Below are 16,637 nucleotides of genomic sequence, written 5' to 3'. Positions count from 1 at the left end.
GCAACCTCCTTTTATTTTGCTAGGACTTTCGTCTAACGTTCAGGGAGTTCCGCAGCGTCATACTTCATTCATCTATTCTAAGTTGCGGGACTCCCGTGTTAGACGACGTTCGTGCTCCAAATTTAGCTAAATAACCTTTTAGTCTCGTTGACTGGCTATCTCAAACTTCAGCCTATCACAAAAACCTTTATGATCTTTTTGAAGTCTCTGAAGTCTTTTTTCTACATTTTTGGGTTTATCATCCCTTAGATAGTCTAGGTAAATCATCTCAAAAGCGAGAGATTCAATAAAATCAACTTCACTTGAAAAACCTGTGACCAAATCTGCTCTGGTTTGCCTCAAAAAATCTTGCACTTCTGCAGAATTCTTAGATACTGAACATGAATCAAAATGCACCACATGCTTCTTAAATAATTCATCATCCACTTCCTGTACGATCAAGCCCAACTCTGACAAGCTAATACCTTTCTTCCCAAATCTAATTTTTCCAGGTGTTCCATGACCAGAAAATATGAAAACACAGAAGTCCTTATCAGCAGAATTCACCTGTTTGAACTTTCCAAGACAGTATTTTAATTCTTCCTTAGTATTTGCTGTTCTGAAAATATACTTTAAATCTGGATAAACCCCGTTGATACATTCAAGCATGGGCAAAATTGAACTTTGCTTTCTGGCTGACCCTTCCCAGTCCGACTCAACGCAAAAAACCAGCTTCATACATATATTCTCCTCTCTAAGTACGAATGTCGTCTAACGTCCCGCGTGTTTGCGACGCGTCCCAACCGCATTCATATTGACAAAGTGTCGAAAACACGCTGTTCGTATTATAGGTTCATAACCAGTTCAATCTGGGTATGGACTTTTTTCTTTTGTGTTCCTTTATACTGAAAGAAAACTGGGTTTAGAACGTACACTCTGTTGGGACCTTGATCCCGTCGTATAAACTGTTCACGCCCTCTTTGGCACCAATACTTTGATTGAGCTGGTTGGGCCTTGAGCCCGTATCACAACGCGAACCTAAAGGTGGTTGTTAAAGATGGAACCCAGCAAAAGAGGAGGTTTTTCATGATTGATGTTCCTGTGTTAAGTATTGATGTTTCTAAGTCTAAGAGCGTTGCCTTAATTTTTAAACGTTATCAGGAACCCCTATCCAAGCCTTTTTCCTTCCTACATTCTCCTCGTGACATGTCTAGGCTAACCGAGAAGTTAATTACCTTAGAATTTGAAACTGGTAAACGTCCTCATGTCGTTATGGAAGCTACAGGTAACTACTCCAAGCCAATTATGGCTTACTTTCAAGATGCGGGTTATAAGGTTGTTGTTCTTAATCCTCTCCAAACTCATGCTGAAAAAAAGAAATCCGTCCGCAAAATTAAGACTGATCCCATTGATGCGAATCGGATTGCTCAGGTTTATTATTTAAATGAATTTACTGTAGCCAAACCTGTTGAGGATCATATCCTGGAATTACAGAACCTCTGTCGGCAATATGATGGTTTTAATACGTTATATACTGAAACTCAGCTTCGGTTACGATCTGTTTTAGATCTTCTGTTTCCGAAGTTTGAGTCAGTGTTTTCTCACTTATGCAGCCCTACTGCTTTACGTGTTCTTTCTTCTTTTCCTTCACCAGCAGCTATTCTATCGGCTACCCGAGACCAGATTATGGAGTGTCTTAAGCCAGCGAAGAAATCTCAAAGGTGGAATGAACTTAAAACAGATGAACTTATCTTGGCTGCCAAGGAAAGTTTGCCTTATAACCGCGCCCAACAGTCAAACATACGGGTTTTAAGGATGTACATAGAACTCCTCTTATCCCAACAAAACATTCTGACTGACATACGGGCTCAAATGGTCTATTGGGCAAACTTTTCCCCTGATTACCCTCTTCTCCGTTCAATCCCTGGCGTTGGAGAGGCTACAGCCACCACCATTCTTGCTGAGATTGGTGATATTAAGAGATTCCCGAGCGCAAAACAGTGGGTCGCTTTTGCTGGCGTTGATCCCTCTGTCTTTGAATCGGGAAAGTTTAAATCAAGTCATAACAAGATATCTAAGCGAGGTTCACCCTTTCTAAGAAAGGCCATTTATCAAGCTACTGTGGCTGGAATCAGTAACAGGGTTGGCGGCCCCTTAAACCCTACTCTCAGTGACTTTTACCTTCGAAAAATAGACGAAGGTAAAGCGGGTAAAGTTGCTATTATAGCCACAACTAACAAAATGCTAAGGATGATCTACGGGATTTTATCTTCACAGCAGCCTTTTTCAACCTCAAAATAAGAATTCTGTATAGACTTAGAAATACCTTTTATTTACATACTCTTTTTCAAGCTTACAACATGTAGGCCAGCTTTGCTATGTCTTCGTTTCTTGTCAATTAAACGTTAAAAACTTTTACTTGACATCAATTAGCTGGTTTATCTGAAGGTGCGGTTGAGACCTATCCAGAGCTAATTGATTCCAAGTTGCCTTAATTTTGCTATACGGAAGGCCTCTATATCTTCATTTGTACTGCAATTGCTTCTTTGTACACCAAGTACAAAATTGGTGACATATGATTGAAGTCGTAATAATATCTTCTTATACTCATTATTTCTTATATCTGTTAGGCTTTTACCATTGTGAACAATTTCAGTTCTTATATCCTCCGAAAAAGACTGTAGCTCATCTGCCAAAGTAAAATATTCCTTTTTTGAGTTTGCAATAAAGGGGAGGATTCTTGATTTAACTTTTTTAAAGCCCATATAATCTGGTGATGCAACAGTTTCTAATGTTGTCATTAAATAAATAAACTTTGAATCTATGTTTGGAATGTACATTGCTTCACTTAATCGCCTTAGTGCGGTCTTACATAATTCCGAAGAATAGTCCCCTGAACAATTAAATATTATAGAAAAATCCGTTTCATTGCATAAATCCTCTATCTGGTCTGAATCTAATTCTAAACCTAAACCATTTACCATAGATAATCCATAGAATCTTGAGGCTGCTATTCGATAATACGAATTATCTTGAGGAGCCGTTAGTACAACTACACTAAACCCATTATGCAAAAGTCCCGCCAGACCAGGATTCATCACCGTAAGATCCATCCTGCAAAACATTACCCTTATAAAATCCATTACTCTATCTACTTTTTCACAAGCCTTAAGTATTAGTATCTCATCATCTTCTCTTGAGTTTTCAGAGTATCCATTATCCGGCCACTCCAACCAAATCTTTGCTAATGTTACGTTCAAAATATCTTCAATGGTAACTCCCGACGCCATGCTCTGAGCGTCTCGAAGAGATAAACAGTTTATAGTTCCTTCGGAATAAAAATCTTCCAGTAATGATTGTTCTGCTTTCATTTTAGAAAAGTCAAATTTATTTGCGGGGAAAAAGCTAATCCCCCCTAATTCAAACTTCTTCTCAATTACAAAATTTTCAATTGGCACTAAAACTTCCATAGAAAAATCCCTCTCATCTCACAAACTCGCATACAAAAACATTAAGACTTAGCACTTTCAGATAACGTCCGAGTATTGCCGAAGCGTCCTAACCGCATTCATCTATGCTAGTTTTGGCAATACTTTGTTATCCGAAGTGTCCATCTTCGGAGGAATACATACACATGATGGGTACTTCGTAAGAAAGGAACGTATGGTAAAAGATGCGAATTATTACACTGGTCTAATATTCGGTGAATTAAATGCTTATTGCTATATGGTTAAAACAGGTTGTAAACCCGTTGCAGAAATGGGACTACAGGATAGACATTTAGAAGAAGCAAAAGAAATAGTTGGGAATAACCAACTCAAATTCTATAGTGAGTTTCTTTATGAAGGATGGTCAACAATCTATATCTACAAGCATGATTATTTGCTTGATATTATAAAAAGTTTGCCTGAAAAACCAAACAGAACTAATAATTATTGGATATATGGGAAGTTGTTTGGTTATTCAGACGAAGAAATAAGAAGATTTATTGAGGAACATTCTACTTCGTGAATTCTGTATTACTGCATTTTGGACATGGTGGTAAAGTATCAGTAGAGTCATTAAGATAAACATGTTGTCCACAATTTGTACAGGTATATGTTCCTACTCCTGGCTTTTCACCTGTTTTATATGTCATTTATTCCACCTCCTTCCAATATGAAATAAATATAATATTCCATATTATGAAGGATTCTCCTCTATTCTGTCGAAATTATTTGGATAGAAATGGAGGCGGAATAATGGGAAATGTGATTGATACTAAAGATATACTTCAAAAATATATGGATTTAAAAGGTCTTACCCCAAAACAACTTTCAGAAGAAACAGGGGTTAAATTAGTAAGAATTAAGAGATATTTAACAGGCGATTGTGATAAAATGCCAATGAGTGAAATAAGGGCGTTTTGTGATTATTTCGGATTAACTATGGATTACTTTTTAGGATTATCAAATACAAAAGCTTGGGCATTTTCTATAGGAAATGAAAAGTTTGAATCTACAAATGCTAGCTTTGAAAAATCTTGTGTTGAGGTTGTTGAGTATTTAAAATCTAAGGATTTGCTGAAAGTTGAAGAAGTTAAATATGAATAGGCTTTGAAATTGGATATTAAAAAGCTTTTCCTCAATTTCAGAAGACTGTTTAATAGATCAAAAACTGAAAGACTTTTCTTTTCTTATGCTTTAAATATTATTTTAGGAAAAGAAGGATAAGGCCCTGTGTCCGCCGAATCCCTAAATGTATTTAAATACATTTAGGGATTCGGCGGACACAGGGCCTTATAGTCAATTAGTCAAATTCAGTGTAATCACACGATTATCCCCTTCTAAGTTAGCAAATCGGGGCATAATAGTCTTGTAACATAACTTGGAAGGATGGTATAATATGGACAAGAACAAAGACGATAATAGTCCTCAAGAGGAGGGAACAGATATGGATACTACTTTAAAAAGACCTTGTACTCCTTCAGCTTCATTAGCTCAATCTTTAAAAGAAATGAAGCAAATGAGGGAAGGAAAACTTCCTAAAAAATCTTGGTGGGATTATATTAAAGAACAAAAAGATAAGGATTAGATATGGATTATAATGTTACACCTACTCCTAAGTTTTTAGAAGATGTGGATTATTATAAACATAAGAAACATTATAAGAAAATAGATGATGATGTTTCCGATATAGTTAAGAATCTTGAAAAAGGTAATTTACTCGGTGATATTATAACTGAATTAAAATTACCAGATGAAGAAGATGTTTATAAGGTAAGATCGGTTAATTCAAGTACTAATGTTGGCAAATCTAATGGTTTTCGAATAATTTATTATGTTATAAAAAACGAAAGCGAAATTTTCTTACTGACTATATATTCTAAGAAAGATCAAGAAGATATTCCTATTAAAGATATTAAAGCCATCATTCGAAAATATTGTATATTTTAAGGCCTTCGAAAAATCGGGGGTCTTTTCTCATTTCAGCGAAACACGGAGGGAAAAGTCCCTCCTATTTTAATTTATGGAGGTAATAATGATGGATTATAAATCAGTTCTTGAAGAACAGATTAGGGAATTACAAAAAGCACAAGATAGAGTTATGAATGATCAAAGTCTCCATGTACCTTTTGTATGTGATATTTCAGAAAAAATTCTTGAGATTGTAAGAGAATTAAGGGTGCATAATTACTAAAATTTATTTATTCATTTCTTGTTCGCATTTTTGTATTAACCCATTAAAAACAGAAATATAAGCTTTCCAATAATCATCAGCTATTTTCTCTGGTGTACCTGAAAATGGGTATTTTCTTAAAATTTCTAATGTGATTTCATGATAGAACTTTGGATATATTAAATTTATTGGTGATTCAGAGCATTTACGGTACTGTTGTTCCATATCTCTCACCTCCTTCCTCCTCTATCCTACTACTTCCAGCGAAGCTAAATATAAATTCGACATAACTTGTCAATAAGCGAACAAACCTGACATTCATAATCCTCATGCACAATCAGACGGAAAATGTATGCGTGGGCAGACCTGACGGGATAGGAATACGGAGATATGGACATTTCGGATAACGTTCCGGGCATTCACGAAGCGTCCTAACCGCATTCATCTTTGCAAGTTTCGTGAATGCCGTGTTATATGATGCGGCGCGCCCCAAATTACATCGAGAGTTTTTCTTTTGCCTTGGGAGCAGATCCTGCCTTAACTCCAAAAATCCACCTCGTTACACCAAAACGTCTAATAACCAAATCGTAAATAATTAGGCAACTGAAAAAAGATAGAACCGTAATACTAAAAAACTTCGGAACCAAACCAAGACCAATACGTACCACCAAAAAACCAATTATCAGCAAGACTGTTTGATGGATAACATAAATGGGAAAAGCCGCTTGGTTCATGTAAGCTAGCCATTTACTACTTGAGTTCAAATACTTTTGCCCATATCCCAAAATGACTATTAACGTTAGCCATAACGCCAAGTTACGTATAAATGCCAACATAACTGATTCCGGTGACCAGTCTGGGAAACCTGAAAGCTTGGACAATAGTAACAAATACAATGGTAAATAGGGAATCAAAAACAACAAGACCTTAGACTTCAGCCGGTGGATCATTGTATTAAAACGTTCGTCAGCACAGGTAATGTACCCAGTGAGGAAAAGAAAAAAGAAGAAAAATGGATTTTTACCTCCCGGCGCTGGCAGAGCCTCGGTAGCCGTGAGGAAAACAAAGCCCAATATATATGCCCATGGTTTACTAAAAGTTGACCAGAACCTAGCTAAACCTCTTTTTCCACATTCCGTTTTCAAAGCTAAGAGGAGCGGTAATCCTAACAGGGAAAAGATAAATAAGTACAGGATAAACCACAAGTGTGCAGGAGTGAACGTTCCAAAGTAGCCACTCAAATCACTGAAGTCACGGAAATAACTGTTTAGAAATTGAAAATAGGTTTGGTTGTAGCCCGGATTGCTGAGTTTCGCCAGGTATCCTTGGGGTGGAACAATAATCAGGATGCCAAAGAGAAAGGGTATTAAAAGTCTGCTCATGCGTTCCTTAACGTATTGCAATCCATCCCTAGAATCTAAAGCATACCAACTTGAAGCACCTGCCAGCCAAAACATTAGTGGCATGAACCAGTAGCCTACTATTACAATAAACCAGCTTAAACCCCAACTAAGATCAATGTTCTTAACATAGTTCGGTTCCCAAAAGTCAAATATCCGAGCCGAATGAAAAGGAAAAAGCAACAAGATCACGAAAATACGAAGCCAGTCTATATCATATCTTCTCGCTGATCTAGGGTGGTTCTTAGCTCTCAATTAAACAACTCCCCCAAAGCTCGCTATTCATGCGCCGTTTCATATAACGTTTCGCATTCCCGTAGCATCTTTCCGCATTCATCATGACAAAGTTGCGGGAATGTATTGTTAGGCGATGCGGTCAGGCTTTCTGTGGAACCCAAATAGTCCCAATGTTATCCCCATATGGAGTAGCCTTCTGGTTAATATAGTAGTAGCCAACTAGCGCCGATATAATTGAGTCGATTAGGTCCTCGTAACCTTTAAGAAACTTTATTGGGTAATGTTTATCTGGATCTAGCTTAATGAGAAAATGGTCAATGTTCGTAACCTCAGATTCTAAGTTACCTTTCAACTCCATTAACTTTTCAATAATATTTCTATTTCTTATCTTCGTGGATACCCCAGGCCAGTACTTAGCCTTTTTAGAAACCTTATAGGGGAAACGATAGTCGTATCCAAATAATTCAATGATGGCTGTGTGCGGATATACCTCTATGAAAGAGGGATTTTTCGAATATTGATAAGCCCAATTAAAACCCAATTCAGAGAGTTGTTCGTAAATGGTTGTTGCTATGTAACCTGGACGATCAGCATTTGGGGTATGGGTTGAAGCTCCAAGTCTACCATAAATCGAAGAAATTAGGTTATCAGATTGCCGTCGTCCCGTTATAGGGTTTGGAGATAAAGGAATATCAAGTGTAACAACGTCTATATGTTCTGTAATAGTATCGAAAATCTCTTTAAAACTGGGTAGAGATCCTTTAGGAGTGCTGTTCCACTCAATCTTACCAGAGCAAAATTCATCGTATGAACGCCCTGCTCTTTCTAGCTCTGGTAACGATCCTGGTAAACATCTTAGTAATGAAACACCTGAAGGTTCCTTATGAGTCCATGCTGCATCAACACCCAAAACATATTTGTCGTTCATTCATATCCTCTCTTCACTGACCGTTTCGCCTAACGTCCCGGCAGTTCCCGCAGCGTCATACTACATTCATCTATTCTAAGTTTTGGGAACTGCCTGTTCTACGACGTATCGTGCCCCCAGACTCAGCAGCGCCACGGACGGCGCTGCCTTAAACTTCAGCACCACTAGGCATAAATAATCTAATCTTTCGCTTGAATAATTCAGTTATGTCATAACAATCAAAGATAACGTCTCACATTATTCATATATTTTATATACTCTTCTCCAAATTCCCTAATACACCATCTTTCTTCTGAAAGAATAATCCAGTGTACTGATATCTGAAAACTTATTAATAACAAAAGCAATCCCCATGAACGAGTTAACAATACACATCCTAAAAAATAAATAAAATATGCTACGTACATAGGATTGCGTGATATTCGATATAACCCATTTAAATTTATTCCGTTCTTTTTAGGGTTAGCATAATTTACTATAGATACAGCATATAAAATTAGTCCTAAACTATAAATTATCAGACCTATGTAAAACCACTCAGAGTCAGTTTTAATCTTGAGCAGTAATAAATATAGCAAGATCAATGCGGTTGTTATTTGATAAACCCAGAATGCTACCTTTTCTCTTCCGATTAACGGGGCAAAGAAACTTGCACGTTTAAGTGCTTCTTTGTTTATTACATTTAAAAGACCATACCTAATAAAAACAATTGGTATCACTGTCAAAAACGCATTCATTTTATCCCACTTTCTAAAGCTTTAATTTATAGCTAAAGTTTTTTCATCCGCGCCAAGGATGGCGCGTCCTTTGCACGATATGTCGTAGAACGTTTTGGATTCCCGACGCGCCATAACCCGCTTACATATTGGCAAAGTGTTGGGAATGTGTTGTTATATGATGCAACAACTCATTAGAATCGCTAAAAACATTATTGTGTATCTCGTAATAACTGAATTTCCGATTGTAATCCTGTACCAGTGTTTTCTTAACGTATGACTCCACCTAAATTTTCACTTGCAACCAAAGCAGAACACTTCACAGATCTTCGAGATCTATTCAATCGAACGCCGTTGTCTTTTGCCAATAGTAATAAGTATTGCTGATACGATACTCCCGACCGAGACTAAGCCAAATAAACGAAAGATTCCAGGGGTTCCTGCCATGTACCCATAAAAAGGTAATGATACTGCAAATGTAATGTACAACAACCACGCTTGGTTAACAACTGACGCAACCAAAATACATGCTGCCGGCAGCCCAAGCCGTACAAAAGTTATCTTCAACTGTTCGTCCGTAACGACGTCCTTAACATATGGGTTATAAAAGATAAAAATCATCCACAACACAATGCCAAGTATTGATGCGGTAACTCCTATCGTCGCACCTACCTTTTCCTTATGGCTCCTGTTACTGAAAAAACCTATAAAACTTTTCACAGCTACCCCCTCCTCTCATTAAGCTTAATCGAAACTAGCTGGAACAATTCTGGATTCATTCTTACGAAACATACCCCGACATTGTCGTGTCATATAACGTTCCGCGTATTCCCGAAGTCTGGTTACTACGTTCATATATCTCAGATTTTGGGAATACGCTGTTATGCGAAGTGCGGTACCCTAAATTATACCCAAATTCTTTTTTCATTCGAAAAGCCTATCCCATAAGCACCATTTGTACGAGTTGGTTCTGTCAATGAAAAGAGTTTTTCTGCAGTATCGATAAGCACTTCTGGTTTTAGAAAATCTGCAGTAATTAAAAATGTCATTTCAACAGGAACAGCTAAGTTGAAACCATCCTTCCATAAGGTAAAGATACTGTTATCTATATCTACAGGAAATAGTTTAGTGCCTCTATATGTATGTCTTTTTAGGATTTCGAACTGCTCACTAATTTGTTCGATGCTCCTATTATTTTTTATTTTCCAACCATATTTCTGAAGCTTCTTTTTAAGCGCAACTATGTTCAGATAACTTTCCAGGACTATTTCACCAGAAAGTAATTGAAGTACCATTTCATCCGAAAAAGGATAGGCAGAGTATGGAATTCTATTTCTAAAAACTTCGCCATCATCAAGAATAAAACAATCATGGCTCCAAAACCAATGAAGATGGCCAGTTTGTTTTAAAGGAAATGGCTTTGGCTCTGAATCTAGACGATAAGCTCTAACAAACAATATCTTATCGATAAATCTTTCACTATATCCCTGCTGATTACATATATTTAGAACCTCTTCTATGTCAGACAAATAACTATCTATCGAAATATCAAATAAGGATAAATTAGCTTTAGAAGTTCCTAAATTAACTAACCCATTTTTTATGGCTTCATCTACTTCTACTATTCGTTGTGCTTGTGATGATAAGTCCCCGCCTTTAAACACTCTTCTTTTATACTCTTGAGCATCTAATATTTGTTTACCTGACTTCTTTATTTCTAGTACATTTGGATATCCTGAGGGGTCAATCAATGTCAAATCTCCAATCCTCAATATATTGGTAATATCATGGATAAGAACATGCCCCCCTGAAACAAACCTAGTTGCTATATCATCTTCCTTCGAAGTAGATGTTTTTATATGACCAGGTGCTTTATTCTGTGATAGTAAACGCATAAGCGGTCTGTTAAATCCTAATAATCTCCATGCTAAACCATCTGCTATATCTTTCAGAATATGTCTCAAACGCTGATTATAAATTACGTTACCATCTTTTTTAGCCATTTTCTGTTCTTTAGTCTGATTCTCTATAACTTGCTCGATTTTAAAAAGAGTTTGGAGAATAGCAAGTTGAAGAGCTAATGAACGAATCGGTGATTTTTTCGTCTTCGCTGACCGGCTAGCACGTAAAAACCTTAGAAGAGTGGGTTTCCAGTCTGCATAATACTTGCTGTATGGGAACATGAATACATACTTTTTCGCCTCAATATCTTCAAACAAATATATCACTCCAAAATGAAACAATTAAACCGCATTTTGCATAACGTCCCCGGGATTCCCGACGTGTCCGTCCCGCTAGGGCTGGCGCAAGACTTGCTTCTCTTAATTCAACTCCAAATTGCAAGTCTTGTGACAGAGGACATGTGGTGCGGCTTGCCCCAAAAGCTTTCCTAACCGCACCCTCGCGGGAATCCTCGTGTTATGCGCCGTAGCCAGCAGTCATACTACCCAAAATCGAAAACCATAAAATCAACTATCAGAGAACAAATCTTGTTTGAGTTATCAACTCCCCAATAACACGGATAGTAACCATCTCCATATCCCGAATGAAACATAATAACATTTCTATTCTCAGTCCCTGGTATGTAGAAATTTAGCCAATCACCAATATCCCTTGGATCGTCTGGGTTAACTGCATTCTTTTTAAACTCGTCAGCAAAAAAATCATCATAAATGTTGCCTTCCGGATGTGAGTCGTAGAACTGCTTGTCGAATTCTTTGTACAATGTCTGACTTTCTTCATCGCAAAAACACCCTAACCCTGCATCCACAGGATAACCAAAATAATCTCCATCCTGTTTAAGCTCACTGGGATTCTGTTCCGTAGTAAGTGCCATTTCCCATCTCGTTGGTATACTATCAGAGAACTTTACCTGAACAATTGCATACCTATCGCCAGATTGTGCTGTTTTGGCCACGCAAACCGTAACCGGATATTTACCCGGCTTTACACTCTTGCTAAATATCTTCCAATCGCCAAGAAAAACTAAAGGATCACAAGCGACAATTCTACCCGTAAGCAAATGTAAGTCCCCTAATTCCAACAGTTCCAGTTCAGTTCCATTATATTGAGTATGTGTGAAAAACACAGAATAATCGACAGGTGAGTAAAGAAACTTATTATGTAACTTATCTTTTTCTTTACCAAACAATTTTGCTAAAAAACTCATCCCCGAAACCCCTTCTTTCATCGGCTATGGCGCATAACGGTCGTGATTCCCGACGTCCTCCAGCCTTAGATAGCTCTTATCTTAGGCTGGAGGATGTGGTGCCTGACCCGCCCCAAACTTCCCACTTCTGGCACCCTTGCGGGAATCTATTGTTATCTGAAGTGGGGAGCCCCCAGACTCAGAGCCGCCATGGACGGCGGCCCTCCAATCAAATCTCTTCTTGTGTATTTAATAGTAATAACGATGTAAAGATAACCAAACAAATATATACAAAGTTTTATATAAATCAGATAAACCAATTATTCAATTATGTATCTATGAACTTCAACTGCGGTCTCTGCCAATTCTTTTATATTCCTTATATTCATACTTTCTTGATCAAATTCTTTCGCTAAATCAGCAAAGTAGCCCCAATCATTATTCTTATCAATTAAAATTATTTCCCCAATTAACTTACTAAACTCATCTAATCCTTCAATCTGAATATAGAAATTTGCATGTTCCTTAAACCCATCCCTGTTGATTTCAGACTGAAACATAGCAATATAATGTTCGAAATAATGATTTGGATACCTCTCATCCGAGATTTTATCTGACAAATTATCCATATCGACCTCCCCAGTATAATTAATCCATTAAAGTTAAGGTAACATTCATTTTCACTTTCGCGCCATGGATGGCACGCCTTTGCTCCCCATTTCAGATAACGTCCCGAGGAGTCCCGCAGCGTCCCAACCACATTCATCATCCTCAAGTTGTGGGACTCCTCTGTTATCTGAAGGATGCCGACCCTTGACTCAGAGGTTGCCATGGACGGCAACCCCTTGAATATAATTTCGAATCACTTCCTTATATCAACAAATGAAGCATCATTAAAAACGCTTCCGTATCTTCTTAAGTCATTTAAATCACTTTGTAATACACCGTTATTGTCATAAAGCTCAAGAACCTCAACATTAGTTAACGATTTCGAATAAATAATATAGCCTTCTCCAACATTTTCCTTAATAATTTCTCCGTTTTTAAACTTCACTAGGATGTTTTGTATGTTCACAGGTTTCTTAGTGTCGGTCTCCATCTCCCATTTCGTCTTATTAAAATTTCCAAAAACGATGGTATTATTTTCATACTGAAGCACATTTGCACTAAAACACATACTCATAGGGGAAAAACCGGTTGCCCTTTTTTCGATTTTCATATCGCTACTTATTAAAAATAGCTCAGTATTTGAATGCCCATCACCAGAGTATTTTTCTGTTAACATCAACGTTTTATCACCTATTGTCTTCTGAGAAAATATCTTCATGTCACCTTTGTTTGATGGTTCGACACTCTTGTAATATGAATTAATAATATCAGTAATGGTTCTATTATTAGAAGGCTCGGAACACCCAGTCAAACTAAAGAAAGTGGTTAGTATGATAAGACCTATAAATAGTCGCTTTCCTCCCATAAAATTACTCCTTGCTCTAACATGTAATTTACCGTTTCGCGCCATGGACGGCGCGCTCTCAGGCATCTTTCAGATAACGTCTCGCAGGTTCCCGCTGCGTCCTAACCGCATTCATCTCTTCTAAGTGGCGGGAACCTGCTGTTATCTGATGCGGCGGCAAATATAAACATTCAGAACCCCAAAAGTCTTTATAAATTTAATCTAAATATCATTAAGTTTTCCAAATTTAATCAGAATGAAAAAAATTCTAATATGAACGATAATTATTTTTAATAATTTTAATAGTTTTTATAAAATCTAACCCTGTCCGCAGTTTGCTCCCTTTTTCGTATTTTTGTATATACTTTAAGGAAGTTAATAGCGGCGTCGCTTTCATATACAGTCGAGCAAATTCTGAATAAAATTGTTCAAGTGGTAATTTTGTGGGCAAAACTGTGTGAAGAAAATCATATGTTTCCGGCTTATCGGTTATTAGCTCAGCCTTTTTACTCTCGTATAATTGCGTTCCGGGTAACGGTGTTAAGATCGAACATATAACTACGTCTACTTTCAAACTGCGAATGTGAGATATAAGCCCATCGAATTCCTCTCTGGTGTATGAAGGATCAACCATGAAAGATCCAGCAATACTAATTTTTAGATCATTGAGGACTTTTGCTGCCTTATATTGTTGCTCTATTGTTATGTTTTTCTTCAAATCGTTCAAGTACTTATTGGTAAAACTTTCAAATCCAATAAATACCTGCGCGAGGCCGATATCTTTCCATTTAGCTAACAGGTTCGGATGTTTTAAGATCGTATCAACCCTAGCATAAAGATAATATTTTTTCTTTATACCACTCTCGATAATTAGATCGGCCAGTTTATCCATTCGTTGCCAATCACACATTGATTCATCATCACAGAAGAAAACGTTAGGCTCTTCGATAGATTGTAGTTCTTCTATTATTAACTCTGGCTTACGGACCAAGTATTTTCCATCGGTTAGTGCCCACAAGGCACAGTAGGTACAACGGTTAGTACATCCTAGAGAAGTTCGAATGGATGCTAGAGGCTTCATCCATTCCTCACAATAATTTTTCCTATATTTAATCGTCAATGATCGGTCAGGTATGGGTAAATTATCTAAATTCGGATGTGGTCTTGGAGGTGTTAGATACATCTCAGCACCGGGAATACCCAACCCTAATATGCTATCAAACGGTTTATTAGACTCAATGCATTGTAATATTTCACTCAGAGCTGTAACTCCTTCTCCACGAACAACTAAATCAATATCCTTGACATTAAAATCTTCAGGTTTTACTGTAGCGTGGTGTCCCCCGACTATAATAAATATACTAGGATCAATACCTTTAATCCTAGAAGCCATTTCCTTAACAATAGTAAGTTGATTTGTAAACCCAGTTAGACCAACAATTTGAGGCTTGTCAGACCTCAATACTGCCTCATAATCTTGTTCTAAACGGGCATCTATAATCGAAACCTCATGGTTGTCTAATTTTAGTCCAGCTCCTAAATACTCTAATGCTAAAGGCTCATGCATATATATCGTATCCATATGTTTGGAACCGCTAGGCGGGTGAATCAACATTACTTTCATCGTTCTTCTCCTCCCATGTACTCAACTATATTAATATGTTTCTATTATGCTTTCCTTTTAGCAGCCTTGCCTAAGCTTTATGCTGGTATCTAGATAAAAAAGTAATTCCTCTTACAATCCGATCACCCATCTTACTTTACCATTTGAGAAACCTCCCTTTTTAGAAAGCTGGATCGTAATTCACTCTCAACCTAACCTTTAAGAATTTCGGCCCAGCCGTTTCAGATAACGTTCAGCAGTTCCCGAAGCGTCTTATTACATCCATATTTTCTAAGTTTCGGGAACTGCGTGTTCTACGACGTATCGTGCCCCCAGACTCAGAAAGCGCCACGGACGGCGCTTATATATAACCTTAAGACTTCTTCATCACAAAATAAAAATATTGTGTATTAAATCTACTGTAGATTATGCTTATACTGTACTCTTATAATTTCCTTGCTTTGATTACAAATGTTACAGGAAGCATTTTGGCTTTTTTAGCAAAGTCACTATCCTTATTTGATTGAATAATCTCATCGTCAGATTCTTCAATCATTTCGTCAATGGCAAATCCCGCCTTTGTTAATGCATTGATATAAGTTGATAGCTTGCGATCCGATAAAGATATTGCGCCTCCATCAAGAGATACAGAATACCAAGATTCATCAAAATAACATTTTTTAAAAGAAAGTGAATCATTTTCGACAGCAACGCATTTGTGTATTGGGTGAGACCAACTGAAAATAAATACACCGTCTTTTTTTAGGTAAGAAGCAATCCGGCAAAAAGTACCCTCAAGATCAGTAGCCCAACCTACACCATAAATCGAATAAACATAGTCGAAATAATCCACAGGTATTCCAGAGTCTTCTTCCATTGGAGAACATATCAATTTTGCCGAAAAACCCCACGATGATAAATACTGCTTAGCCTTTTCTATTTGTTTTTCAGAAATATCGATACCCCATAGCTCAGAAGCTTTGCGGTCACCATGATATTGCAGAGAATGACCGGTTCCACAGCCTATCTCCAGCATCTTTTTTCCTGAGACATCGCCAAAAAGATGACATTTTTCTTCCGAAACAAATGCTCCATACAAAGGGAGCGCAGTTGTACCGATAACCTCATTTCCTTTAGTGTCCCAAAAAGAGCTGTTCGTTTTATGAATGTTGTTCTTGTCCTCATCAACCGAAATAGCACAACTAACTTCGCCAGCGCCTATAATGTTTGTTCTATAAACAGAATTCTTGTCCATGCCGACACCCTCTCCAAATATAAATAATCTGTGTTCGACTTAGTTTACTAACACGAAAGAATACTCCCGATTCGTATTCCGCGCCATGGACGGCGCGGCCTTGCACGATATGTCGTAGAACGTCCCCGGGATTCCCGACGTGTCCGTCCCGTCAGGGCTGGCGCAAGAATTGCTTCTCCCTATGCAGCTTCAATTTGCAAGTCTTGTGACAGAGGACATGTGGTGCGGCAGGCCCCAAATTACTTTCTAATCCGCACCCT

20 protein-coding genes are annotated in these 16,637 nt (G+C 37.6%); 6 read left to right on the top strand and 14 right to left on the bottom strand.

The window, feature by feature from the left end; genetic code table 11:
- Positions 1-138: 138 nt before the first annotated feature.
- Complete coding sequence (locus ACHOLT_RS11735; protein ID WP_425800824.1) at positions 139-717, bottom strand: DUF6642 family protein; 579 nt, start codon at positions 715-717, stop codon at positions 139-141.
- Between the two features lie 348 nt (positions 718-1,065).
- On the opposite strand from ACHOLT_RS11735, the gene ACHOLT_RS11730 reads away from it, so the two are divergent.
- Entirely contained in the window at positions 1,066-2,280 is a 1,215-nt protein-coding gene (locus ACHOLT_RS11730) for an IS110 family transposase (RefSeq protein ID WP_425800822.1), read from the top strand.
- A gap of 170 nt (positions 2,281-2,450) precedes the next feature.
- Here ACHOLT_RS11730 and ACHOLT_RS11725 read toward each other — a convergent pair whose 3' ends face one another.
- Positions 2,451-3,449, bottom strand: a complete 999-nt coding sequence (locus ACHOLT_RS11725; RefSeq protein WP_425800820.1) for a hypothetical protein — start codon at positions 3,447-3,449, stop codon at positions 2,451-2,453.
- A gap of 193 nt (positions 3,450-3,642) precedes the next feature.
- Between ACHOLT_RS11725 and ACHOLT_RS11720 the strand changes: the two genes are divergently transcribed.
- Positions 3,643-3,990, top strand: a complete 348-nt coding sequence (locus tag ACHOLT_RS11720; RefSeq protein WP_425800818.1) for a hypothetical protein — start codon at positions 3,643-3,645, stop codon at positions 3,988-3,990.
- On the opposite strand, the gene ACHOLT_RS11715 is transcribed toward ACHOLT_RS11720, so the two are convergent.
- The gene (locus tag ACHOLT_RS11715) at positions 3,980-4,117 is read right to left on the bottom strand and encodes a zinc ribbon-containing protein (protein ID WP_425800816.1); all 138 of its coding nucleotides are present in this window, start codon (positions 4,115-4,117) and stop codon (positions 3,980-3,982) included. The genes ACHOLT_RS11720 and ACHOLT_RS11715 overlap by 11 nt on opposite strands.
- Before the next feature lie 103 nt (positions 4,118-4,220).
- On the opposite strand from ACHOLT_RS11715, the gene ACHOLT_RS11710 reads away from it, so the two are divergent.
- The 4 genes from ACHOLT_RS11710 (at position 4,221) to ACHOLT_RS11695 (ending at position 5,658) form a co-directional block, all read left to right on the top strand.
- Entirely contained in the window at positions 4,221-4,571 is a 351-nt protein-coding gene (locus ACHOLT_RS11710; protein ID WP_425800814.1) for a helix-turn-helix domain-containing protein, read from the top strand.
- Between the two features lie 292 nt (positions 4,572-4,863).
- Positions 4,864-5,052: a hypothetical protein gene (locus ACHOLT_RS11705; RefSeq protein ID WP_425800812.1), complete on the top strand. Its 189-nt coding sequence runs from the start codon at positions 4,864-4,866 to the stop codon at positions 5,050-5,052.
- A 2-nt stretch (positions 5,053-5,054) separates the two neighbouring features.
- Positions 5,055-5,414, top strand: coding sequence for a hypothetical protein (locus ACHOLT_RS11700; RefSeq protein WP_425800810.1), 360 nt, complete (start codon positions 5,055-5,057; stop codon positions 5,412-5,414).
- Between the two features lie 85 nt (positions 5,415-5,499).
- On the top strand, positions 5,500-5,658 hold the full coding sequence (locus ACHOLT_RS11695) for a hypothetical protein (protein ID WP_425800808.1): 159 nt from the start codon (positions 5,500-5,502) through the stop codon (positions 5,656-5,658).
- 3 nt (positions 5,659-5,661) lie between these two features.
- Here ACHOLT_RS11695 and ACHOLT_RS11690 read toward each other — a convergent pair whose 3' ends face one another.
- The 11 genes from ACHOLT_RS11690 to ACHOLT_RS11640 all read right to left on the bottom strand — a co-directional run bounded on the left by ACHOLT_RS11690 (position 5,662) and on the right by ACHOLT_RS11640 (position 16,377).
- Positions 5,662-5,862, bottom strand: a complete 201-nt coding sequence (locus tag ACHOLT_RS11690; RefSeq protein ID WP_425800806.1) for a hypothetical protein — start codon at positions 5,860-5,862, stop codon at positions 5,662-5,664.
- Positions 5,863-6,131: 269 nt separating this feature from the next.
- On the bottom strand, positions 6,132-7,292 hold the full coding sequence (locus ACHOLT_RS11685) for an acyltransferase family protein (RefSeq protein WP_425800766.1): 1,161 nt from the start codon (positions 7,290-7,292) through the stop codon (positions 6,132-6,134).
- Between the two features lie 121 nt (positions 7,293-7,413).
- Positions 7,414-8,202, bottom strand: a complete 789-nt coding sequence (locus ACHOLT_RS11680) for a DUF429 domain-containing protein (RefSeq protein WP_425800804.1) — start codon at positions 8,200-8,202, stop codon at positions 7,414-7,416.
- A 218-nt stretch (positions 8,203-8,420) separates the two neighbouring features.
- The gene (locus ACHOLT_RS11675; RefSeq protein ID WP_425800802.1) at positions 8,421-8,939 is read right to left on the bottom strand and encodes a methyltransferase family protein; all 519 of its coding nucleotides are present in this window, start codon (positions 8,937-8,939) and stop codon (positions 8,421-8,423) included.
- Between the two features lie 315 nt (positions 8,940-9,254).
- Positions 9,255-9,638, bottom strand: coding sequence for a hypothetical protein (locus ACHOLT_RS11670; RefSeq protein WP_425800800.1), 384 nt, complete (start codon positions 9,636-9,638; stop codon positions 9,255-9,257).
- A 185-nt stretch (positions 9,639-9,823) separates the two neighbouring features.
- Positions 9,824-11,137, bottom strand: coding sequence for a hypothetical protein (locus tag ACHOLT_RS11665; protein WP_425800798.1), 1,314 nt, complete (start codon positions 11,135-11,137; stop codon positions 9,824-9,826).
- 224 nt (positions 11,138-11,361) lie between these two features.
- Positions 11,362-12,087: a DUF4241 domain-containing protein gene (locus ACHOLT_RS11660; RefSeq protein WP_425800796.1), complete on the bottom strand. Its 726-nt coding sequence runs from the start codon at positions 12,085-12,087 to the stop codon at positions 11,362-11,364.
- Positions 12,088-12,386: 299 nt separating this feature from the next.
- A complete protein-coding gene (locus tag ACHOLT_RS11655) occupies positions 12,387-12,695 on the bottom strand; it encodes a hypothetical protein (RefSeq protein ID WP_425800794.1) in 309 nt (102 codons plus the stop codon).
- A gap of 233 nt (positions 12,696-12,928) precedes the next feature.
- Entirely contained in the window at positions 12,929-13,540 is a 612-nt protein-coding gene (locus tag ACHOLT_RS11650) for a hypothetical protein (protein WP_425800764.1), read from the bottom strand.
- 247 nt (positions 13,541-13,787) lie between these two features.
- A complete protein-coding gene (locus tag ACHOLT_RS11645; RefSeq protein WP_425800792.1) occupies positions 13,788-15,143 on the bottom strand; it encodes a B12-binding domain-containing radical SAM protein in 1,356 nt (451 codons plus the stop codon).
- A gap of 424 nt (positions 15,144-15,567) precedes the next feature.
- Positions 15,568-16,377, bottom strand: a complete 810-nt coding sequence (locus tag ACHOLT_RS11640) for a class I SAM-dependent methyltransferase (protein ID WP_425800790.1) — start codon at positions 16,375-16,377, stop codon at positions 15,568-15,570.
- Positions 16,378-16,637 lie beyond the last annotated feature (260 nt).

This window comes from Desulfitobacterium nosdiversum (genome assembly GCF_049860565.1).
Taxonomy (GTDB): Bacteria; Bacillota; Desulfitobacteriia; order Desulfitobacteriales; family Desulfitobacteriaceae; genus Desulfitobacterium_A; species Desulfitobacterium_A nosdiversum.
The sequence above is the reverse complement of the archived record's forward strand: the minus strand, read 5'-3'. Positions and strand labels throughout refer to the sequence as shown.